This window comes from Rhodococcus sp. MALMAid1271, assembly GCF_049195265.1.
GTDB lineage: Bacteria > Actinomycetota > Actinomycetes > Mycobacteriales > Mycobacteriaceae > Rhodococcoides.
This window is the reverse complement of sequence record NZ_JBMIRQ010000067.1, coordinates 47,907-70,379: the sequence shown is the minus strand read 5'-3', so window position 1 is coordinate 70,379 and position 22,473 is coordinate 47,907. Positions and strand designations below refer to the sequence as shown.

Below are 22,473 nucleotides of genomic sequence, written 5' to 3'. Positions count from 1 at the left end.
GAGCCGATGTCAGTCGGCAGGGGTTGTCAGCGAGGTGTGTCGGTCTCGAGGTGATCGAGCTCGCCAGGCCGTCGCGATCAGCGGGACTCCGACCGTTCCCATCACCACGAACCCGTACACCGCCGAGTAGCGAAGTTCTGCACCCTCGAGGAATACCGCATGGGCGAGGGCCGAACCGAGCCAGGTCCACAGAAAGAGCCCGATGGGCACCGCGTCACCGGAGGGCTGCGCCGGGCCAACCGACCGCGGCGGGCCGCCGACGGCTCGATCGAACGAGGACATGATCACGGCCATCGATGTGGCGACCACGAGCCAGCCGAGGTAGTTGGTCAGCGGAATCGACGGCACCCCCGGCAGTCCGACGGCACCGCTGGTCCAGGTCCACTGCCCGTCCGTGACCATCTGCGGATCGAGGTAGAGGTCCCAGCCGACCATGCCCACCGCCACCGCGGTGATGCGGAGCGCGGTAGCGCGCGCCTGCGAGATATCGATTCGCTCGACGACGAAGCTCACCGCGCACCAGATGGGATAGAACCCGGCCGTCCATGCCAGCGGCACCACGAGAGGAACCTCGAACACACTGGGGCCCAAGCGGTTCTGCGCGTAGAAGTACTCGCCGAACGGGAAGCCGGTGGCAGTGCCGACGAGCTCGGAGACGAACCCCGAGCCGGCGGTCACGACGATCAGAACCACGGTCCACCACGCGCCTCGGTAGAGCGCGGCATGCAGGATCGACGCGAGCGCGAGCAACGCGACCACGGCCACCGTCACGGCGTCCCGGGTCGATCCCGACACCAGCGGGTAGACGATCTGGCAACCGACGGCGGCGGCCGCGACGACAACCGGCGCGCTCCTCACGGCTTTCTCCCGAGGAACCTGCGCCGCCGCGCGGCACGGGCATCGGCGATCGCAATGCGCGCCGCCGATCGCCCACTGGCCGCCATCACCCCGCCGCCGGGGTGGGTCGATGCACCGGTGAGATACAGCCCTCGCGCTCCTGGAACTCGGTGACCGGCCAGTTGGGGATGCGGACGCCACATCATCATCTGGTCCAGTGACATATCGAGATGCATGATGTTGCCGCCGATCAGACCGAGCTCTCGCTCGATGTCGGGGGGCGACTGCACATACCGATTCATCACTGTGTCCGCGAAACCGGGTGCATACCGATCCATCTCGGCCACGATCCGATCTGCTTCGAACTCGGCCAACGAACGCTCCCCGGGAGCGACCGAACGCCAGCGCCTGCCGTCCGCGAGAGTATGAGGATGCCACTGAGACCACAGTGAAATCTGGTGTTGTCCTGGTGGGGCAATGGTGGGATCGATGGCGCTGAACGACATTCCCAGAACTGCCGGGGTGGGTGGCAGGTCTCCGGCCAGTGCGTGCCCATGTGCCAGGCGCAACTGGCTGCGGTCACGTACCAGCAGGGCCAGGCCGTGAGTTCCGTCCTCGATTCGGTCGGCGCTGGGATACACCGGTAGGGCATCGGTGGCCAGCCGGACTGCGGTACCGATGCCGGGCCCCACCCTGATGGTGCTGCGCCACCGAGCGATCCGATCTGCGTCGTGCCCGCCGTCGGCGAGCAGATCGAGTGTGGTCAGGATGTGACAACCTGCCACGACGATTCGGCTGTCGATCGCTCGTCCCGACGCGGTTCTGGTGGTCCAGCCGTGTGGGCGTCGAACGAGTGAGGTCACCCCGTCGCCGAGAGTCACCGCGGCACCGTCGCGCCGCAGGCGGGCGATCATCGCCTCCGTCAGCGCGCCACTGCCGCCGACGGCGCGGCCGGGAGGGAGGGTGTGCATGAGGGCGGCAAAGCCCACCATCGGCGCGGTTCCCGGCTCGGACATCGGTGGTCCCGACTGTGCGCCGAACCACGCCAGTGCGGCCTTGAGGCGTTCGCTCGAGAACAGCTCGTCCAACAGGGAATCGCCGGTGGCGAGGAACTCCCGCGAAAGCATGCTGCCGCCGTCCGGAGCCCCGAGTCCCCAGAAGGATCGGAGCAGCTTCGGGCCGGTGGGTGGTCCGCCGAACGCGCGCATGGTGCGCTCGCTTCGAGGACCCCAGGTGTGGACGAAGTTGCGGTACGCGATCGCATCGGCTGTCCCGCACGCGGCGGCAATCGAATCGCAGGTGCGGTCGACGCTGCGATGGAAGACGATGGCTCGTTCGTCGGTGTCGACCGCACCCGGTGCGAAGGCCCATGGATCGCAGTCGATGTAGCGCAGGCCGAACTCGGCGAGGCCGAGTTCTTCGATGATGCCTGTGTGGCGAATCATGATGTGCGCCGAGGAGCCACGGTCGACGCGGTGGCCGGGAAAGCGCTCGACGGTCGACACCGCGCCACCGGCGATGGTGTCGCGTTCGAGCACCTCCACCGACATCCCGGCGTCGCTCAGATAACAGGCAGAGGTCAGGGCGTTGTGGCCTGAGCCCACCACCACAGCGTCGATCACAACCTCAGGCTACTGGCAGCTCGAGCGGCAACCGGCGACTCAATACGGCGAACGGACGTCGATCGCCGGCGAACGAGAAGTCCCGGAGCACGTCCGTGAAGCCCAGCCGCCGGTAGAGCCGCCACGCTCGATTGTCTTCCCCGGCTACTTCGGGAGTGGACAACATCACGTTGTCGGTCGTGACACCGTCCAACAGTCGGCTGCACAATCGGCCGCCGAGACCGTGGCCTTGGGCGCTCGGGAGGACGTGCAACTCGGTCAGCTCGAAGTAGTCACCGAGCACGGCCTCGACCTGTCCAGGGGAGTGGCCCGCCCGCCGCATTCCGTCGCGTACCTGCTGATGCCACCACTGGTGGGCAGCGCCGTGGTAGCCGTAGGCAACGGCGACCAGGGAATCGGGCTGTGCCGGGTCCGGGTTGGGGAGCAATGCCCCCACCGCCCGCCAACCCGGCCGATGCAGATGTTCGCTCCACATCGGGGCGCGGCTCTGCTCGGTTCCACGGGGGTAGCCCATGGCCTCGACGTAGATGGACAGCGCCTCGCCCAGCCGCTGGCGGAATCGAGGGGGCGTCAGATCGATCAGGTACGGCGCTGTCTGCGCATCGGCGACGACTGTTCTCACCCTTTCCTCGGCAACTTGTCGGTGGGCACGGCTATATTCGAGATGTCGAACGGGTGTTCGATGATCGGGGCCTGGGGCACCGGTGGCGTCGGCTCGGTTCCGCGAGTCGGATTCCCCGGGGTTCGACTGTAAGGCTTCATCAGGGATCCGGGCGCGTCAGGTACGCACCGGAGATTCGAACTGGAGGTGTTCGAGTATGACGATCACACAGGCATTCGATGCCGGCGTGCTGTCGCCGGTGCCGCGCCAGGCCCGGGTCCTGCTCGGTCGAGCCGATGCATTGCTGTCCGAGTCCGTCGGCGAGACCGATGCAGGCGATCGTTTTCTCGGGAGCTACGCCGCAGCGCTCAAGGGCGCGGCGGCCGTGCTGGCATCCGTGCCGAACTCGATCGGGGCCCGTCCTCGCTCGCGCAGCGCGTGGGTGTTGATGGCGAAGGCGGCGCCTGATCTCGCCGTGTGGGCGGATTACTTCGCATCGTTCTCGGCTACCCGCGCTGCGGTCGAGGCGGGGGCATCGAGCACGGTTTCCGACCTCGACGCCGAAGATTTCTACCGGCACGCCAGCCGTTTCCTGAACTCGGTCGACGATCGACTGGGTGGCCAGTCACGCTTGGCTGCAGTGGACCCGATGGTGGCACCGATATCGGCGTGACTCGGCGGTGTGGTCGCGGCGGGTGAACTGCCACGTCACGCACTGTTCGGACACCGTTTCCGGCACGTCCGTCTCGAAATCTTCGATGTTTCTCAGGAACACATCGACCGAGTAGGTGGTAAGCAGTGGATTCAGCTCGTATCATCGACAGCAGGTAGCCGCCAAGGTCAGCTTCCCGTCGTTTCGCAACCGAAATGACCTTCAATATCTGTGCAGGGGGAGGTACCGTGCCACTCTCCGAGCACGAGCAGCGCATGCTCGATCAAATAGAGAGCGCTCTCTACGCCGAGGATCCCAAATTCGCGTCTCACGTGAGAGGCGGCCGCGTTCGTGCGGCGTCGAGCAGGAGGCGCTTTCAGGCTGCCGCGCTGTTCGTCGTGGGACTCGTGTTGCTCGTCGCCGGTGTTGCTCTGTCGACGAACAGTTTGGCGTTTCTCGTCGTCAGTCTCATCGGCTTTTTGTTCATGTTCGGTGCCGGGGCACTGTTCCTGTTCGGCGGCTCCAAGAAGGGGTCCGCAGGGTCGCAAGAGGAAGGCAGCACAGCGAGCAATGCTGCTGAATCCTCTGGTCGTGGTTCCGGGCAGAAATCGAAGGGTGGCCGCAAGGGCGGCAGTTTCTCCTCTCGAATGGAAGACCGGTTCCGAAAGAGGTTCGATCAGGAGTGATTCGATTTTGATGTAAGCCGACCTCGTATCGGCTTCCCACACCTCACACAGCAGCACCTCACCTTCCGGTGAGGTGCTGCTGTCGTTGCAGTCATAGAACTGCGAACGCCGAACAGTCGCTGACTCCCGGTCGATCCATGTGGCGATCGCGCGACTCGGCGACACGCTGACCGGATTGCACCCCGGGTCGGGCCCGAGCGCCGATGTGGCAGCGCTGCTGAATGGAACCGTCGTCGCGTGTCGTGTCGTCTCCTACTGCGTCACGCCGGGTCCGTGGGGTGAACTCCCCACTTCGCCCCACGTTCCTCACCATTCCCCACTTTTCCCCACCTGAGCCGAAATAGGGGTCCGTCTGGCGTGCCTGTGCGCCACCACCACGGAAAATGCCAGGCCGAACCGCTCGAAAGGGTGGGTGTCGAGCGTTCGAGTGCCATAGTGCGAGGTGTCACCCCTGGCGCGTCTTGCTGCAAAATAAAGCTGCCCCAGGTTCGTTGAGCTGGTGATTTACGAAAGTTCCCAAGATTTCTCGGCTACGGATGGGTCGAAGTGGGGGAGAGTGGGGTAAAGTGGTCCGCAGCGGAGAGTCGAGGCTGGAGGTGGCGAGTGTTTCTCGGTACCTACACGCCGAAGCTCGACGACAAGGGTCGACTCACGTTGCCGGCCAAATTTCGAGACGCGCTTGCGGGAGGTGTCATGGTGAGCAAGGGGCAGGATTTCAGCCTCGCGGTCTACACCGCGGCAGACTTCGCCGAGCGGTCTCGGAAGCTGACGGCAGCGTCTCGTGCCAACCCGAAAGCCCGTGCCTATGTGCGTCAGTTCTTCTCGGGAACCGACGAGCAGCGGCCGGACGGACAGGGTCGCATCACCATCAGTGCCGAACACCGCCGTTACGCGGGGCTCGAGCGAAACTGCGTGGTGATCGGTTCGATGGACTTCATCGAAATCTGGAACGACGAGGCATGGGCCCGCTACTCCGCTGAGAACGAGCAGGATTTCTCCGACGCTTTCGATGAATCCCTCGGAGGGATCTTGTAACCCGCCCTGGGTCGCCTGCGAGTGCAGCGAGGCCTCTGCCCGATCAGAACCCTGACGTTCTTCCCCAACGCCAGGTTTCGCAGATCAGGACCCTGACGTTCTTCCCCAACGCCAGGTTCCCTATCGGACAGGGACCTCGAAGCATTCGTGACGGTGCCCATGGGCAACCCGCACGGCCCGGACCCGGGCGAGAAGTACGTACGCACGACCGGGAGGAACCATGACGGAGGGCGTCGGGAAGGACGAGAGCAGCTCGTCCGCCGACCGAACCCGCCAACGATCCGAAGCTCCGGTTCACGTTCCGGTTCGACTGGAGCGAGCGGTCGAATTATTGGGTCCTGCACTCGATTCCGCCGACAGCGTGCCCGTCATGATCGATGCAACGCTCGGACTCGGCGGTCATTCCGAACACTTTCTGCGTACCTATCCGCAGCTGCACTTGATCGGGCTCGACCGCGATCCAGATGCGCTCGAACTCGCGGGTGCCCGGTTGTCTCCCTATTCGGATCGAATCACGCTGGTCCACAACACTTACGACGGAATCGCAGAGGCGCTCGGTGAGGCCGGGCTGCCGGCGCTCGGATCGGTGCACGCCATTCTGTTCGATCTCGGGGTGTCGTCGATGCAATTGGACGAGTCCGAGCGTGGATTCGCGTACTCCGTCGATGCCCCACTGGACATGCGGATGAATCCGACGGTGGGCATCACCGCTGCCGACATCCTCAACACGTATTCGCACGGCGATATCGCGCGCGTGCTCAGTACATACGGAGAAGAGCGGTTCGCAGGCAAGATCGCCTCTGCGGTGCTGCGTCGACGCGAGCACACCCCGTTCACGACGAGCGGTCCGTTGGTGGAACTGCTCTACGCCGCAATCCCTGCCGCGACGCGGCGTACGGGCGGACATCCGGCCAAGCGGACTTTTCAGGCCCTGCGGATCGAGGTCAACGGCGAGCTGGACTCGTTGAAGGCCGCAGTGCCCGCCGGGCTCGATGCCTTGGCCGTCGGCGGCCGAGTGGTCTTCATGTCCTACCAATCGCTCGAAGATCGAGTTGTCAAGCAGGAGTTGGCACCTCGGATCAAGTCCCGTAGCCCGGAGGGATTGCCGGTGGAGCTTCCCGGAATGGGTCCGGAGTTTCGGCTACTGACCAGAGGGGCCGAGCGTGCCTCGGATGCAGAGATCGATGTCAACCCACGTTCGGCTCCGGTGAGATTGCGCGCCGCCGAACGGATTGCAAGGAGAGCGGAATGACAGTTCCAGGCGCATCTGTCGGGACACAGCGCAGTCGAGTTCCAGCCTCCAGGCGCAATGTCGTTCCGCAGGGTCCACTTTCGGGCCCAGAACCCACCGGCCGTCGCGGTGGACGATCCGGCGCGGCTCTTCGGGCGTACGAGCGCAGACAGCAGCGCGCATCGATTCACACCTCGGATTCGGCCCGCGGTTCCAGCCAACGTCGGTCGATCGACGGCAGTGCTATCGCAGCGCGAATTCCGTTCGTCGCATTGATCATCGGCCTACTTGCCCTCGGTCTCGGTTTGACGTTGCTGCTGACCACGCGGTCTGCGGGCGACTCCTACGATCTGAGCGCAGCGAAGGCAGTGAACACCGAACTCGCCCAGCAGCGAGCATCTCTGCAGCGCGATATCGAGTTGGCGGAATCACCCACCGAGTTGGCTCGCAAGGCCGCTGGACTCGGCATGGTTCCGGCGAAGAATCCCCCGCGCCTGATCGTCGGAGCAGACGGCGGTGTGCAGGTGGTGGGCACCCCGGTCCCTGCCGACGGCGCACCGGTGCCGCCGCTCGACCCGGTCACCAACACCGCTGGGAGCGAGGCCGCGATGCCTGCTACGGGAACGCAGCAGCAACTGACTCCGCGCAGTGCCTCGCAACCCAACCGAACCTCGGGAACGGTCGATACCCGCGCCGCCACGCCGAGTGCGGGCAATGGGGCTGGAAATGACGCGCTTGCTGAACAATTGGTTCCCATGAGCCTTCCCTCGGGCGAAACACCTTCGGTCGACGCGCCCTCGGCTCCGTCCACCGACGACGCCGCGGGTGACGGGCAGTGACCAGGCCAACGCCTGCTTCGCGCCGTCGGCCACCGAACCGAAAGCGTCTCGACTCGTCCACCTTTCGGTTCCGTCACGGAACCGGGCGGATTCTGATGTACACGGCGCTGATCGTTGCAGCAGCCCAATTGCTGTGGATTCAGGGAGTCGACGGCCCCAGGCTGTCGGCCGAGTCGGCCTCGCAGCGCACCACCACGATCGTCGATCCCGCGTTGCGCGGGTCCATTCTCGATCGCAACGGAAATCCGATCGCGTTCACGATGGAAGCGAAAGCGCTGACATTCCAGCCTGTTCGAGTACGTAGGGAACTCGACGAGGCCAGAGCGGCGGATCCAACCCAACCGGAGACGGAGCAGTATCTCGAGGACATCGCGGCGCGTATCCACAGCGATCTCGGCGATGTGATCAGCGAGAAGGATCTGCTTGCGAAGCTGAACAGCGATGACGAATTCACCTATCTGGCACGTGGTGTCGATGCCACCATCGCGTCGAAGATCAGTGCTGATTTCAGGCAGGTCGGTCTGGAGCGACAGGACATCCGCGAGTATCCGGGCGGGTCTCTGGCCGCGAACATCGTCGGTGCCACCGGGTGGGACGGACACGGTCTGCTCGGTCTGGAGGATTCCCTCGACGCAACCTTGGCCGGAACCGACGGATCGCAGACCTACGACCGCGGTTCCGACGGTGCCGTCATTCCCGGCAGTTGGCGAGACAAGCAGCCCGCCGTCAACGGTTCCAGCGTCGAACTGACCATCGATGCTGATCTTCAGTACTACGTACAACAGCAGGTTCAACTGGCGAAGGACCTGTCCGGAGCCAAGGACGCATCGGCGTACGTGCAGGATTCGCGTACCGGCGAGGTGCTGGCGATGTCGAACGACAACACCTTCAACGCAGGTATCGGTGTCGGCAACAACGACCGCAACAAGCAGATGGGCAATCTGCCTGTCACCACCCCGTTCGAGCCGGGATCGGTGAACAAGATCATCACTGCTGCCGCGGCCATCGAGAACGGGCTCACCACACCCGACGAGGTGCTGCAGGTTCCGGGCAGCATCTTCATGTCCGGGGTGACCGTCAAGGATGCCTGGGACCACGGTGTCGCGCCGTACACCACCACCGGCGTATTCGGTAAATCCTCCAACGTCGGCACCCTGATGCTGGCGCAACGCGTCGGCGAGGATCGCTATGCCGACATGCTGAACAGATTCGGCCTGGGCCAGCGCAGTGACGTCGGTCTGCCCAACGAGAGCGCAGGAAGCGTGCCGAGCCGCGATCAGTGGTCGGGCGGTACGTTCGCCAACCTGCCGATCGGGCAGGGATTGTCGATGACACTGCTGCAGATGACCGGGATGTACCAGGCCATCGCCAACGACGGAATCCGCATCCCACCCCGGATCATCGAGGCGACCGTGGACGCCAACGGTCAGCGGACCGAGACCGAGCGGCCGGACGGCGTGTACGTGGTCAGCCCACAGACCGCGAAGACGGTCCGGAACATGTTTCGATCCGTCACCCAGGACGACACGGGCAATCAGCGCGGCACCGGGGTCGCCGCCGGTGTCGAGGGGTATCAGATCAGTGGAAAGACCGGTACGGCGCAGCAGGTGGACCCGGAGTGCAAGTGCTACTCGAACTCGAAGTACTGGATCACCTTCGCGGGTATCGCGCCGGCCGACGATCCCCGCTACGTGATCGGGATCATGCTCGACGCCCCGACGCGCAGCGCCGACGGCTCCGGCGGGCAATCGGCAGCACCCCTGTTCCACAACATCGCCAGCTGGATGCTCCAGCGGGACAGTGTGCCCATGTCCGCAGACCCCGGCCCCAAGCTGGTGCTGCAGGCGGACTGAGATCCGATTGTCGACGTGCGGTGGGTCGGGGTGGCGACATCGACGTCCCGGTCGCCGGTAATCTGACACATCGGTTCGGACTCGTTCGTTCGGCCGCCGCCGCAGCACTGCGCGATCGAGTCGGCGCAGGTGCGCGGCCGGCAGCATAGAGGAAGGGAGCAGGAGTGACTGTTTCATCGGATTCACGTCCGGCTCCGGGTTCACGTCCGGCGCAGCCACCGCACACCGAGGTTCTTCAGGTGGCGTCTGCATCCGGTGCCGTGATCGGCGCCGGCGACCCCGCGGGCGTATCGGTGACCGGTATCGATTTGCGAGCACAGTCCGTCCTGCCCGGCGATCTCTTCGCGGCACTGCCCGGATCGAGTCGTCACGGTGCCGAGTTCGCCGCCGACGCGGTCGATCGCGGTGCGGTGGCCGTTCTCACCGACCCCGACGGGCTCGACATCGTCCGGCGCGTATGCGCAGCCACGGAACGCCAGGTTCCGGTGCTCGTGCACGATCGCCCACGGGAAATACTGGGAAGAGCCTCAGCGCTGATCTACGGCAACCCCTCGTCGAAGATGACCGTCATCGGGATCACCGGTACATCGGGGAAGACGACGACCTCGTATCTCATCGAGGCCGGCCTGACCGCTGCGGGTCGGCGTTGTGGGTTGATCGGCACGATCGAAACGCGCGTGGCAGGTCGGCACGTGCCGAGCGCTCTCACCACCCCCGAGGCACCACAGTTGCACGCGCTCTTCGCGGTCATGGTGGAACAGGGCGTCGATACCGTGGTGATGGAGGTGTCCTCCCACGCGCTGTCGCTGGGGCGGGTGGACGGCACCTGCTTCGCCGTCGGAGCGTTCACCAATCTGTCTCAGGATCATCTCGATTTCCACGGTTCCCTGGAGGACTACTTTCTGGCCAAGAGTCGATTGTTCGCCGCCGACTCGGCCGTGCGGGCAGAGACCGCTGTCGTCTGCGTGGACGATTCGTGGGGGCTCCGTATGGCAGAGATCGCTCGCGCGGCCGGATCGACCGTGGTCACCGCCTCTACTGGTGACGACTCGAACTGGTCGGTCTCGGACTGGGCCAAACACGACGACGGCACGCAGTCCTTCGTCGTTACCGACCCGCACGGTGAGAAGCTGCCGGTCTCGGTCCGGCTCCCGGGGCGATACAACGTCTCGAACAGCGTGCTGGCGCTGGCGACGTGCGCCGCAGCCGGAGTGGATGCGCCGAAGGCGGCGGCCGGGCTTGCGACGGTCGATGTGCCAGGACGCGTACAGCGCATCGATCGGGGGCAGAATTTCGTGGCCGTTGTCGACTACGCCCACAAGCCTGCGGCCGTCGAGGCCGTACTGGCCACGTTGCGTGAATCCTCCCGTGGCCGGATCGCCGTGGTACTCGGTGCAGGCGGAGACCGCGACACCGCGAAGCGGCCGCTCATGGGTGCGGCCGGGGCACGTGGTGCCGACCTGCTGGTGGTGACCGACGACAACCCACGCAGCGAGGATCCCGCCGTCATTCGGCGGGCAGTGGAGGACGGCGCACTGTCGGTGCCGGCGGACGCACGTGGCGAGGTCCGGAATGTGGCAGGCCGCGCAGCGGCGATCGAGCAGGCCGTGGAGTGGGCACGCGAGGGGGATGTTGTGTTGATCGCAGGAAAAGGGCACGAGACCGGCCAGGAGGTGGCCGGGGTGAAGCACCCGTTCGACGACCGGGTGGAGCTCGCCTCGGCGATCGACGCTCGGCTGTTCACCGCGAGTGCAGGTACGCGGTGATTCCGCTGTCGATCGGCCGCATCGCCGAGATAGTCGGCGGCACCGTGCACGAGGTACCGGATCCGACGGTCCTCGTGCCAGGTCCGGTGGAGTTCGATTCACGCAAGGTCACCCCCGGCAGCGTCTTTCTCGCTCTGCCCGGAGCCAAGGTGGATGGCCACGAGCACGCACCCGATGCGGTTGCCGCCGGTGCGGCGCTGGTGCTTGCCGCACGACCTGTCGGGGTACCTGCCGTCGTGGTGCGTCCGGTTCCGCACGAGAGCCGCGCCATGGCTCTCGAACACGATCCCGACGGCTCAGGATCGGCGGTCTTGACCGCACTCGGTGCGCTGGCGAGGGAGTCGGTGCTCGAACTCACCGCTCAGCACGGGCTGACCGTCGTCGGCGTGACCGGATCCTCGGGGAAGACCTCCACCAAAGACCTCATCTCGGCGGTACTTGCACCGCTCGGCTCGGTGGTGGCACCTCCCGGATCGTTCAACAACGAACTCGGCCATCCGTGGACCGCTCTGCGCGCAGACGCCGAGACCGACTTCCTCTGTCTCGAGCTGTCCGCCAGAGGAATCGGCCACATCGCCGCACTCGCCGCCCTCGCACCGCCGCGTATCGGGGTGGTGCTCAACGTGGGCACCGCGCACCTGGGCGAGTTCGGATCGCGTGCCGCTATCGCGCTGGCGAAGGGGGAACTCGTCGAAGCCCTCCCGAGCGCCGCGGACGGGGGAGTGGCGATCCTCAATGCCGACGATCGACTCGTTGCCGAGATGGCAACGCGCACAACGGCATCGGTCGTCACAGTGGGTCAGAGTGCCGATGCCGACATCAGGGCTGTCGACGTTCGGGTCGACGCCGACGCCCGGGCGGCGTTCACGCTCGAATGCGCGGCAGGATCGGTACCGATCACGCTGGCAGTGCACGGTGAACATCAGGTCGGAAACGCGCTCGCCGCTGCGGCGGTCGCACTCGAATGCGGAGCGACGCTCAGCCAGGTGGCCGACGCATTGGCGGCTGCAGCTCCGACGTCGATCCGGCGGATGGACGTGCGTACCCGCGCCGACGGGGTCACCGTCGTCAACGACTCCTACAACGCCAATCCGGATTCGATGCGGGCTGCACTCAAGGCGTTGGTGTCGATGTCACGCCGGGACGACGGGCACAAGCGTCGCAGCTGGGCAGTGCTCGGTGAGATGGGTGAGCTGGGGGCGGACTCGGTGGTCGAGCACGACGCGATCGGTCGGCTCGCTGTTCGACTCGACGTCGATCGGCTGATCATCGTCGACACTGGACGTCCCACTCGGGCGTTGCATCAGGGTGCGGTCATGGAAGGTTCCTGGGGTGAGGAATCGATGCTGGTACCCGATCGCGAGACCGCGATCGACGTGCTGCGCGAGGAGGTGCGTCCCGGCGACATCGTTCTCGTGAAGGCCTCGCAGTCCGGTGCTCTGTGGACCGTCGCGGACGCTCTGCTGGCCGAGGTGTCGAGTGCCGTCGCAGCCTCCGCGGAGGGTGAGCAGTGAGGCAGATCCTGTTCGCCGGCGGCATCGCACTGGCCGTCGCGATCCTGCTGACGCCTGTGCTGATCAAAGCGTTCTCGAAACAGGGCTTCGGTCAAGAGATTCGCGTGGAGGGTCCCGCCAGTCACCAGTCCAAGCGCGGCACGCCGACGATGGGCGGCGTCGCGATTCTCGTCGGCCTCTGGGCCGGCTACTGGGGCTCGCACCTGATCGGAATCGGATACGACGCCGACGGTCCGTCGGCCTCTGCCCTGCTCGTTCTCGGACTGACCACGGTGCTCGGACTCGTCGGGTTTCTCGACGACTTCATCAAGATTCGCAAGCAGCGCAACCTGGGCCTGAACGCCACCGGCAAGTATGTCGGCCAGATAACCGCTGCGGTGCTCTTCGCCATCCTGGTTCTGCAGTTCCGCAGCGACAGCGGGCTCACCCCTGGCAGCACCCAGCTGTCCTACGTCCGCGACATCGCCACCTGGTCCATGTCGGCTGTCGTGTTCGTGCTCTTCGTCTGCTTGCTGGTGATCGCGTGGTCCAACTCGGTCAACCTCACCGATGGGCTCGACGGCCTCGCCGCCGGGTCGATGACGCTGGTGCTCGGCGCGTACACGGTCATCACGTTCTGGCAATACCGGCAGGCGTGCGCAGGCCCCGCCGGGCCTGCCCCCGGGTGCTACGACGTTCGAGATCCGCTCGACCTGGCGCTGGTCTGTGCCTCCGCTGCGGGCGCATGCATCGGATTCCTGTGGTGGAACGCCGCTCCGGCCAAGATATTCATGGGCGATACCGGTTCGTTGGCTCTCGGCGGCCTCATCGCGGGACTGTCGGTGGTCACCAAGACGGAGCTGATCATGGTGGTCATCGGTGCACTGTTCGTCGCCGAGGCCGCGTCGGTGGTCATTCAGGTCGCGGTGTTCCGATCCAGTCGCCGACGCGTATTCCGCATGGCACCGTTCCATCATCATTTCGAGTTGGCGGGATGGGCCGAGACGACGGTGATCATCCGGTTCTGGTTGCTGGCCGCCATCGCGTCGGCGGTCGGTCTTGCCCTGTTCTACAGCGAGTACCTCGCTGCTGTCGGCGGGTAAGGCATGGCGCAGTCATCGACCGATCTGACCTGGTTGCGCGGTAGCTCGGTGTTGGTCACCGGTGCGCGAGTCTCCGGGCTCGCCGTCGTGCAGCCCTTGCTCGATCTCGGAGCTGTCGTCACCGTCACCGATTCCGACCGCACTGCCCTCGACGAGGCGGCGAATCGCGGAGCGGCGGTGGTGCTGCAGGACGAACTGCTCTCCGACGCCTCGGCGATCGCCGAGTTCTCTCTCGTCGTCACCAGTCCCGGTTTCCGTCCCGACTCACCGGTCTTGGCGGCTGCTGCCGAACAGGGAATTCCGGTGTGGGGAGATGTGGAACTGTCGTGGCAGGTAGACCTGGCCGAGCTGTACGGCCCCCGGACGCGCTGGCTGGTGGTGACCGGAACCAACGGAAAGACGACGACGACCTCGATGGTGGCGTCGATTCTGGAGGCAGCCGGGATCGAGTCGGTGGCCTGCGGCAACATCGGACTCCCCATCGCCGACGCCTTGCGTCGTACCCCGCACCCGAGTGTTCTCGCCGTGGAACTGTCCTCGTTCCAGTTGTTCTGGGCCCCGTCGGTGCGCCCGGCGGCGGGTGTGGTTCTGAACATCGCCGAGGATCATCTGGACTGGCACGGCGGTATGGACGGGTACGTCTCGGCCAAAGCGCGTGCCTTGACCGGTGATGTTGCCGTCGTGGGTCTCGACGATGCCAGGGCTTCGAGTCTTTCGGCTGAGGCACCTGCTCCGACGGTTGTCGGGTTCCGGCTCGGGGAGCCGGCCTCGGGTGAGCTGGGTGTGCGCGGGGGTGTGCTGGTGGACAACGCTTTCGGTGTCGACGTGGATCTGATCGCGGCCGACGATGTCGAGCCGAGCGGACCGTCGGGGGTTCTGGATGCGCTCGCTGCGAGCGCGCTCGTTCGTTCGATCGGGGTGCAGGCCGACGCGGTGCAGGCCGGTTTGCAGAGCTATCGGGTGGGGCCCCATCGGGCTGCGGTGGTGCGCGAACTCGCCGGCGTGACGTTCGTCGACGATTCGAAGGCGACCAACCCGCACGCGGCGCGGTCGTCGATCCTGGCGCACGAGCGGGTGGTGTGGATCGCCGGTGGTTTGTTGAAGGGCGCGGTGATCGACGACTTGGTGGTCGAGATCGCCGATCGGCTCGTGGCTGCGGTCGTTCTCGGCCGTGATGGGATGCAGATCGCAGAGGCTTTGGCGCGACACGCGCCCGATGTTCCCGTTGTCAGGCTCCCTTCGGGAGACGATGCTGGTGTGACTCATGGTGCTGAAGATGCTGATGCGGTGATGCGGGCGGTCGTCGACCACGCGGCTCGGCGCGCTGCGCCGGGGGATACCGTGCTGTTGGCCCCCGCGGCGGCATCACTGGACATGTTCGTCGATTACGGCCACCGCGGCCGCAGCTTCGCCGAGTCGGTGCTGCGGCTCGAGGCCGCCGACATCGGATCGACGCGCTCGTGACCACTACCGGACAGCCGCCTCGTTCACCACGTCGGACCGCTGCGCCGCGCACTCGAATCGGGTTGTGGCTGGGCCGGCCGTTGGCGTCGTTCCACCTCATCGTCACCATCGCGGTACTGCTGACGGTGTTGGGTCTGGTGATGGTGCTGTCCGCGTCGTCCGCCGAATCCTTTGCGGCCGACGAATCCGGGTACGCCCTGTTCACCCAGCAGTTGATCGGCGTGGCGCTCGGTGCCGTCGCCTTCTACACCGCACTTCGGTTGCCGGTCCGTTATCTCCGGAAGCTCTCGTTCCCGCTGTTCCTGGTCTCGATCACCATGCTGATGCTCGTGTTGATTCCCGGCATCGGTGCCGAACGGCAGGGTGCGAGGCGATGGTTCGACTTCGGTGTCGTCTCGTTCCAGCCCTCCGAACTGGCGAAAGTTGCGCTGGTGTTGTGGGGTGCGCACTTGCTGGCCTCGCGGCGCAGTGAACACGGCAACATCAAGTCGTTGCTGGTGCCGCTGCTGCCTGCGGGTCTGCTGATGTGTCTGCTGGTCGTATTGCAGCCGAACCTGAGTACCGCGATTGCCCTCGGCATCATCTTGGTGGCGTTGCTGTGGTTCGCCGGCCTCAATGCCCGGCTGTTCGGTGCGGTTCTGATGACCGGTCTGGCTCTGGCAACGGTGCTCGCGTTCACTGCCGGTTACCGATCCAATCGCGTCAAGGCCTGGCTGAACCCGGGCGACGACACCCAGGGCCTGTCCTACCAGTCCACACAGGCCAAATACTCGCTCGCCGATGGCGGACTGTTCGGCCGAGGACTCGGCCAGAGCCGCGCGAAGTGGAGCTACCTGCCCAACGCGCACAACGACTTCATCTTCGCCATCATCGGTGAAGAACTCGGGACGATCGGCTGCCTCGCGGTCATCGGACTGTTCGGACTCTTCGTGTACACGGGCCTGCGCATCGCCATGCGCTCGGTTGACCCGTTCCTGCGCTTGTTGACCGCCGGTGCCACGTGCTGGGTGTTCGGTCAGGCCATGATCAATATCGGCTACGTCGTCGGCCTGCTCCCGGTGACCGGTCTGCAGTTGCCGTTGGTGTCCTACGGCGGCACGTCGACCGCGATCACCCTGCTCATGTTCGGCATCATCGCGAGCGCGGCCCGGCACGAACCGGAGGCCATCGCGGCGTTGCATGCAGGGCAAGAGGGCCGCATCGCGCGCGCTCTCCGGTTGCCGTTGCCCGCCGTCTTCTCGCCCAAACGAGCAGCGATGGCGCGCTCGAAGTCCACTCGGCCCACTCTCGCAGCACAGGACCGCAAGCGGCTCGAGTCCCGCAAGGGCAATGGCAAGGGCAAGGGCAACGGCAAGGGCAAGCCCGGTGCAGGTGCGCGTGCCACCGAGACGCCACGCACCCGCGCATCCAGTTCGCGGGCCGGCTCGCCGACCTCGGCCGGATACCGGACCGACTCGGCCCGCCGAGCCGATCCGCAGCGGCGCGAGGCCGGTGCCGAATACCTCGCCGGGGCTCGGTCGCCCCGCAGGCCCCGTCCGGAACCGCAACCCGGTCGCCCGGCCGTCCGCTCCGGTGAGCGAGGATATCGACGGTGAAGCACACTTCTCGACCGATTTCCGTAGTGGTTGCCGGGGGCGGAACGGCCGGGCACATCGAGCCTGCGCTCGCTGTGGCCGATGCCCTGCGCGTCCTCGATCCCACCGTCACCGTCACTGCCCTCGGGAGCAGTCGAGGGTTGGAGACGACGCTCGTTCCCGCCCGTGGGTATGCCCTCGAACTCATTCCGCCTGTTCCGCTGCCGCGTAAACCCACTCTCGATCTGCTGAAACTGCCGATTCGGGTTGCGCGATCGGTGCGCAGAACCAGGGAGATCTTCGCGGCCGTCGAGGCCGATGTGCTCGTCGGGTTCGGTGGCTACATCGCGTTGCCTGCCTACCTTGCGGCGCGCGGTCGAGTGCTCGGCCGTGGTGGCCGAATTCCGGTGGTCATTCACGAGGCCAATGCCAGGGCCGGCATCGCGAACAAAGTCGGTGCCCGCTCTGCCGAGCGGGTACTGGCCGCCGTGGCCGGGTCGGGCATCACCGCGCGCGGCCGCGCGGACGCGGAGGTGATCGGAATCCCGGTGCGTCCCACCATTACCGGTCTCGACCGAGCGAAGCTGCGGGCGCGGGCCCGAGCGCACTTCGGTCTTCCCGAGAAGGGCCCTGTGCTGCTGGTGTTCGGCGGTTCGCAGGGAGCCCGGTCGCTCAACGACGCGGTGTCGGGCGCCTCCCGTGCCCTCGCCGGTGCCGGTATTTCGGTCCTGCATGCGCATGGACCCAAGAACACACTCGCCGTCGAACAGAGCAACCCCGACGCGCCCTACGTCGCCTTGCCGTACATCGACCAGATGGATCTGGCGTACGCAGCCGCAGACATGGCGATCTGTCGGTCCGGGGCGATGACGGTCGCGGAGGTATCGGCAACCGGTCTGCCCGCCGTCTACGTCCCGTTGCCGCACGGCAACGGTGAGCAGGAACTCAACGCCCGCCCGGTCGTCGACGCCGGAGGTGGCATCCTGGTATCCGACGCGACACTGACCGTGCAGTACGTGAGCGATACGGTGGTCGCAATGCTGGCCGACACCGAGACAATTGCCACCATGTCCGCAGCTGCGGCAGCCGCTGGGCACAAGGGTGCAGCGGCCGCCGTCGCGCAGATCGTGCTCGATACTGCGCTCGCGGCGCGGCGCTGATCCGGGCGGCGTCGAGCATGCGAAGAGAACGAGGGAGACGTCCGCGTGACAAGTGATGGTGGGGCGATGTCGGATTTGCCGGCGGAGCTCGAACGAGTGCACATGGTGGGGATCGGGGGTGCCGGTATGTCCGGGATCGCCCGGATTCTGCTGGCTCGCGGCGGTCAGGTCTCGGGATCGGACGCCAAGGAATCACGAGGTGTACTCGCGTTGCGCGCACGAGGTGCCCAGGTTCGAGTCGGTCACGATGCCAGTGCCCTCGACATGATCGACGGTGGCCCCTCGGTCGTGGTGACGACGCACGCTGCGATTCCTCAGACCAATCCCGAACTCGTCGAAGCCCGCGAACGCGGAATCCCGGTGGTGCTGCGGCCCGCGGTGCTGTCCTCGCTGATGCAGGGGTACCGCACGCTGTTGGTCTCGGGTACCCACGGGAAGACGTCCACGACCTCGATGCTGATCGTGGCGCTCCAGCATTGCGGGTTCGATCCGTCGTTCGCCGTCGGGGGAGAGCTCAACGAGGCCGGGACCAATGCCCATCACGGCAGTGGTGACGTGTTCGTCGCCGAGGCGGACGAGAGCGACGGCTCGCTGCTGCAGTACACCGCCAACGTCATCATCGTGACCAATATCGAGGCCGACCATCTGGACTTCTTCGGCACCACCGAGGCGTACGTGCAGGTGTTCGACGACTTCGCCGCCCTCCTCGGTCCGGGCGGTGTGCTGGTGGCCTGCATGGACGATCCCGGCTCGGCAGCGTTGGCTCGCCGAGTGGTGGAGCGAAACATGCCCGGCGTGAGGGTGCTCGGTTACGGGTCGTCCGAGGTCGATGCGGGGCCGGTCGAGATGGCCGTTCGGCTGTTGTCGTGGGTTCCCGAGGATGTCGGTGGTGTCGCTCAGCTGCAGATCGCGGGTGAAGATGCAGCGCGTACCGTACGGCTCGGCGTTCCGGGGCGGCACACCGCGCTCAATGCGTTGGCTGCGTTCGTCGCGGCGCGTCAGGTCGGTGCCGGGATCGAGGAAGTGCTGGCCGGTCTCACCGGGTTCGGCGGTGTCCATCGGCGTTTCCAGTTCACCGGGCGAGAGCACGGCGTCCGCGTCTTCGACGACTACGCGCACCACCCCACCGAGGTTCGCGCGGTGCTCACTGCAGCTCAGGCATTGGTCGCCGGCCAGCAACACGGGCGGGTGGTGGTGGTGTTCCAGCCTCACCTCTACTCGCGAACCGCGACGTTCGCCGAGGAGTTCGGGGCAGCATTGTCGTTGGCCGACGAGATCGTTGTGCTCGACGTGTTCGGTGCGCGGGAGGAGCCGCTCCCGGGCGTGACCGGTGCGCTGGTGGCCGCTGCGGTGACCAAACCGGTGAATTATCAGCCTGATCTGTCCTTGGTGGCCAAACAGGTCGCTCATCTCTGTGTCCCCGGTGACGTGGTGATCACGATGGGTGCCGGTGATGTGACGATGCTGGGTGGACCGATTCTGGATGCGCTTCGCTCGAAGACCGATTTCGGTGCTGCCAGCGGCCGCGGAGCCTCGAAGGATCGGCCGTCGACGTGACCCGCCGCTCCGATCGGGCTCGATCCACGGGTGCGAGAACAGCTGCAGGGCAGGATGATTCGTCGGAGGCCATGAGCGACAAGCAGGCGCGTGCGCTGGCCAGGGAACAAGAACGAGACCGGGTTCGACGTTCTCGGCGCAAGGCAATCCTGATCGCGGTTGCTGTCGTTGTTCTGGTGGTGGGATCGGCTGCGCTCGCGTACTTCACTCCGCTGTTGTCGGTTCGTACCATCGCGGTCGCGGGTGAGTCCTCGGTGTCCGAGCAGGAGATTCTCGATCGGCTCGATATTCCGCTCGGTCTTCCGCTGGTTCGCGTGGATACGGCCGCGGCTGCGCAGCGAGTGGCGACGATTCCGGCGCTGGCGACGGTGCGGGTGCAACGCAAATATCCCTCGACCGTTCAGGTGACGGTGCAGGAGCGAGTTGCGGTGGCGTTCTTCGATTCTCCGGACGGCACCCACCTGCTCGACTCCACCGGGGTCGATTTCGCGATCGGGCCGCCGCCGCCCGGGGCGGTGCGGCTGGTGACCGACAATCCCGTATTCGGTGATCCGGTGACGAAAGATGCTCTGGCTGTGCTCGATACGCTGCCTCCGCTGCTGCGGGATCAGGTCGGCGAGCTCCGGGCGAGCACACTGTCGGACATTTCGATCGTGCTGCTCGACGGCCGTACCGTGGTGTGGGGCAGTCTGGACGAGTCCGAACGCAAGGCCGCCGTTGCGATCGCCCTGCTGTCGCAGCCGGGGCAGATTTTCGACGTGTCGAGTCCGGATCTGCCCACCACGAAATAGTGGCGGTGCCGGTGACTCATATTTCTGTCACGGCGTCGGCGCGCCTAATGGCGATAGCGGTCGGGGATGAATAGCGTTTCGACCAGTTCAGTACTTGACATAACTCTAAGCCTGTGGTTTAGGTTGAGAGTTTTCCATATTTCAGGCAACACTCCACGGAAGGCGAGAGCCCATGACGCCCCCGCACAACTACCTCGCCGTAATCAAGGTCGTCGGCATCGGCGGCGGCGGCGTGAACGCGGTCAACCGCATGATCGAACAGGGACTCAAAGGAGTCGAGTTCATCGCGGTCAACACCGACGCGCAGGCGCTGCTCATGTCCGACGCGGACGTCAAACTCGACGTCGGTCGTGAACTGACGCGCGGACTCGGGGCCGGAGCCGATCCTGAGGTCGGCCGCAAGGCGGCAGACGACCACAAGGACGAGATCGAAGAGGTGCTCAAGGGTGCCGACATGGTCTTCGTCACCGCAGGCGAGGGCGGCGGAACCGGTACCGGTGGCGCTCCCGTTGTTGCCAACATCGCCCGCAAGCTCGGTGCGTTGACCGTCGGTGTCGTCACCCGCCCGTTCTCGTTCGAGGGCAAGCGCCGCGGGGGACAGGCCGACACCGGAATTCAGCAGCTCCGGGAGTCCTGCGACACCCTCATCGTCATCCCCAACGATCGACTGCTCCAACTCGGCGACGCTGCCGTGAGCCTGATGGATGCATTCCGCAGTGCCGACGAAGTGCTGCTCAACGGCGTCCAGGGCATCACGGACCTGATCACCACACCTGGTCTGATCAACGTCGACTTCGCGGACGTGAAGGGCGTCATGTCCGGCGCGGGCAGCGCGTTGATGGGTATCGGTTCCTCTCGCGGGGAGGGTCGGGCGATCAAGGCTGCCGAGTCGGCGATCAACTCGCCCCTGCTCGAAGCCTCGATGGAAGGTGCCCGCGGGGTGTTGCTGTCCATCGCAGGGGGATCCGATCTCGGCCTGTTCGAGATCAACGAGGCCGCGTCGCTGGTGCAGGAAGCGGCGCACATCGACGCGAACATCATCTTCGGCACGGTCATCGACGACTCGCTCGGCGACGAGGTTCGCGTGACCGTCATCGCTGCAGGCTTCGACGGTGGGACACCGACGCGTCGGCCGATCGAGGCTGCCACGGGCGGACGCGGTCCGATCGGATCCGCACGCTCGGGAGAGGTGTCGTCGCGGTCGGGCGAGAGCTCCGAAGGCGCGGTGTTCCGCGATCCCGTCGGCGCCTCCAGCGGCAGCAGTCTGCCGCCGTTGAACTCGTCGAGTTCTTCTTCCCGGGACTCCGCCGGCCGCGACTCCGCCACCGGAAGCGACCGCGATTCCGTCGGTTCCGGCCGTCGGGTGCCGATCGCCGAGGACGACGGCGAAGACGATGTCGACGTGCCGTCCTTCATGCGGCGGTGAACGAGGCAGCCGCCACCGCTGCGTTCCGGGTCCGGCGAGTGTCCACCACCCGCGAGGGTGGCGTGTCGGCACCGCCGTTCGACACCTTCAATCTCGGTGACCATGTCGGCGACGATCCCGTTGCCGTCGAGACCAATCGCCGACGCCTCGGCGATCGGTTGGGCATGGGGCTGGAACGGTTGGTCTTCATGGAGCAGGTGCACGGTCGAACCGTCACCGTCGTCGATGGCCCGACGTCCGAACCGGTGCCGATGACCGATGCCCTGGTGACGACGCAGCGGGATCTGGGGTTGGTGGTGTTGACCGCCGATTGCGTTCCCGTGCTGCTGTCCGACGAGGAAGCGGGTGTCGTCGCTGCGGTCCACGCAGGTCGGGTTGGTGCCCGCATCGGGATTCTGCCTCGGGTGTTGGCCGCGATGGTCGAGCTCGGGGCGGTGCCCGCGAGGATCGGGGCGCTGCTCGGCCCGGCAGCCAGTGGCAGGCACTACGAGGTACCGGCGTCCATGCGCTCGGATGTGGACAAACACCTTCCCGGAAGTGCGACGACGACTGTTCGGCACACCCCAGGACTCGACATACCCGCCGGACTCCGGGCCCAGCTGATCGCAGCAGGCGTGTCCGGTGTGGCTCAGGATCCGCGGTGCACGATCGAGGACAGGGCTCTGTTCAGTCATCGCCGGGAAGGTTCTACCGGCCGCATCGCCAGTGTCGTGTGGATGGACAGTGGATTCTCCGACGACCGCGCGGCCACGGCCGAGCGGTGACGCGGCAGGAGGGATGCTC

Annotated in this window: 19 protein-coding genes; 16 read left to right on the top strand and 3 right to left on the bottom strand. The window is 65.9% G+C overall.

From position 1 onward, the window contains the following. Positions 1–9: 9 nt before the first annotated feature. From ACOQFP_RS09030 to ACOQFP_RS09020, 3 genes are read right to left on the bottom strand one after another with little or no spacing between them, the layout of a single operon-like run. The gene (locus tag ACOQFP_RS09030) at positions 10–858 is read right to left on the bottom strand and encodes a carotenoid biosynthesis protein (RefSeq protein WP_421584074.1); all 849 of its coding nucleotides are present in this window, start codon (positions 856–858) and stop codon (positions 10–12) included. Continuing rightward, complete coding sequence (locus ACOQFP_RS09025; protein WP_421584073.1) at positions 855–2,459, bottom strand: phytoene desaturase family protein; 1,605 nt, start codon at positions 2,457–2,459, stop codon at positions 855–857. The genes ACOQFP_RS09030 and ACOQFP_RS09025 overlap by 4 nt, the downstream gene beginning before the upstream one ends. 4 nt (positions 2,460–2,463) lie before the next feature. Beyond that, positions 2,464–3,081: an N-acetyltransferase gene (locus ACOQFP_RS09020; RefSeq protein WP_341244722.1), complete on the bottom strand. Its 618-nt coding sequence runs from the start codon at positions 3,079–3,081 to the stop codon at positions 2,464–2,466. Between the two features lie 196 nt (positions 3,082–3,277). On the opposite strand from ACOQFP_RS09020, the gene ACOQFP_RS09015 reads away from it, so the two are divergent. From ACOQFP_RS09015 to pgeF, 16 genes are all read left to right on the top strand, one after another. After that, on the top strand, positions 3,278–3,733 hold the full coding sequence (locus tag ACOQFP_RS09015) for an SAV_6107 family HEPN domain-containing protein (RefSeq protein WP_206489164.1): 456 nt from the start codon (positions 3,278–3,280) through the stop codon (positions 3,731–3,733). 227 nt (positions 3,734–3,960) lie between these two features. Then, positions 3,961–4,398 carry a DUF3040 domain-containing protein gene (locus tag ACOQFP_RS09010; RefSeq protein WP_421584072.1) on the top strand — a complete coding sequence of 146 codons (438 nt, stop codon included), beginning with the start codon at positions 3,961–3,963 and terminating at the stop codon, positions 4,396–4,398. A gap of 603 nt (positions 4,399–5,001) precedes the next feature. Continuing rightward, positions 5,002–5,433: a division/cell wall cluster transcriptional repressor MraZ gene (mraZ, locus tag ACOQFP_RS09005; RefSeq protein ID WP_094679124.1), complete on the top strand. Its 432-nt coding sequence runs from the start codon at positions 5,002–5,004 to the stop codon at positions 5,431–5,433. Positions 5,434–5,653: 220 nt separating this feature from the next. Beyond that, on the top strand, positions 5,654–6,685 hold the full coding sequence (gene rsmH / locus ACOQFP_RS09000) for a 16S rRNA (cytosine(1402)-N(4))-methyltransferase RsmH (protein WP_206489162.1): 1,032 nt from the start codon (positions 5,654–5,656) through the stop codon (positions 6,683–6,685). Beyond that, positions 6,682–7,503 (top strand): hypothetical protein, encoded by an 822-nt coding sequence (locus ACOQFP_RS08995; RefSeq protein WP_421584071.1) that lies wholly within the window; start codon positions 6,682–6,684, stop codon positions 7,501–7,503. Before rsmH ends, ACOQFP_RS08995 begins: the two co-directional genes overlap by 4 nt. After that, positions 7,500–9,356: a peptidoglycan D,D-transpeptidase FtsI family protein gene (locus ACOQFP_RS08990; protein ID WP_206489161.1), complete on the top strand. Its 1,857-nt coding sequence runs from the start codon at positions 7,500–7,502 to the stop codon at positions 9,354–9,356. The genes ACOQFP_RS08995 and ACOQFP_RS08990 overlap by 4 nt, the downstream gene beginning before the upstream one ends. A gap of 164 nt (positions 9,357–9,520) precedes the next feature. After that, positions 9,521–11,122 carry a UDP-N-acetylmuramoyl-L-alanyl-D-glutamate--2,6-diaminopimelate ligase gene (locus ACOQFP_RS08985; protein WP_421584070.1) on the top strand — a complete coding sequence of 534 codons (1,602 nt, stop codon included), beginning with the start codon at positions 9,521–9,523 and terminating at the stop codon, positions 11,120–11,122. Beyond that, positions 11,119–12,636 (top strand): UDP-N-acetylmuramoyl-tripeptide--D-alanyl-D-alanine ligase, encoded by a 1,518-nt coding sequence (locus ACOQFP_RS08980; RefSeq protein WP_421584069.1) that lies wholly within the window; start codon positions 11,119–11,121, stop codon positions 12,634–12,636. The genes ACOQFP_RS08985 and ACOQFP_RS08980 overlap by 4 nt, the downstream gene beginning before the upstream one ends. Next, positions 12,633–13,718, top strand: coding sequence for a phospho-N-acetylmuramoyl-pentapeptide-transferase (mraY, locus tag ACOQFP_RS08975; protein ID WP_206489158.1), 1,086 nt, complete (start codon positions 12,633–12,635; stop codon positions 13,716–13,718). Before ACOQFP_RS08980 ends, mraY begins: the two co-directional genes overlap by 4 nt. Before the next feature lie 3 nt (positions 13,719–13,721). Further along, positions 13,722–15,182 (top strand): UDP-N-acetylmuramoyl-L-alanine--D-glutamate ligase, encoded by a 1,461-nt coding sequence (gene murD, locus ACOQFP_RS08970; protein WP_341243786.1) that lies wholly within the window; start codon positions 13,722–13,724, stop codon positions 15,180–15,182. Beyond that, complete coding sequence (ftsW, locus tag ACOQFP_RS08965; protein WP_421584068.1) at positions 15,179–16,777, top strand: putative lipid II flippase FtsW; 1,599 nt, start codon at positions 15,179–15,181, stop codon at positions 16,775–16,777. The genes murD and ftsW overlap by 4 nt, the downstream gene beginning before the upstream one ends. Beyond that, the gene (murG, locus tag ACOQFP_RS08960; protein ID WP_206489155.1) at positions 16,774–17,916 is read left to right on the top strand and encodes an undecaprenyldiphospho-muramoylpentapeptide beta-N-acetylglucosaminyltransferase; all 1,143 of its coding nucleotides are present in this window, start codon (positions 16,774–16,776) and stop codon (positions 17,914–17,916) included. Before ftsW ends, murG begins: the two co-directional genes overlap by 4 nt. Positions 17,917–17,982: 66 nt before the next feature. Next, the gene (gene murC, locus ACOQFP_RS08955) at positions 17,983–19,473 is read left to right on the top strand and encodes a UDP-N-acetylmuramate--L-alanine ligase (RefSeq protein ID WP_206489154.1); all 1,491 of its coding nucleotides are present in this window, start codon (positions 17,983–17,985) and stop codon (positions 19,471–19,473) included. 71 nt (positions 19,474–19,544) lie between these two features. Continuing rightward, positions 19,545–20,264, top strand: a complete 720-nt coding sequence (locus ACOQFP_RS08950) for a cell division protein FtsQ/DivIB (protein WP_421584067.1) — start codon at positions 19,545–19,547, stop codon at positions 20,262–20,264. A 172-nt stretch (positions 20,265–20,436) separates the two neighbouring features. Next, on the top strand, positions 20,437–21,690 hold the full coding sequence (gene ftsZ, locus ACOQFP_RS08945; protein ID WP_421584066.1) for a cell division protein FtsZ: 1,254 nt from the start codon (positions 20,437–20,439) through the stop codon (positions 21,688–21,690). Further along, the gene (gene pgeF, locus ACOQFP_RS08940; RefSeq protein WP_421584065.1) at positions 21,687–22,454 is read left to right on the top strand and encodes a peptidoglycan editing factor PgeF; all 768 of its coding nucleotides are present in this window, start codon (positions 21,687–21,689) and stop codon (positions 22,452–22,454) included. The genes ftsZ and pgeF overlap by 4 nt, the downstream gene beginning before the upstream one ends. The last annotated feature ends 19 nt before the right edge of the window (positions 22,455–22,473 follow it).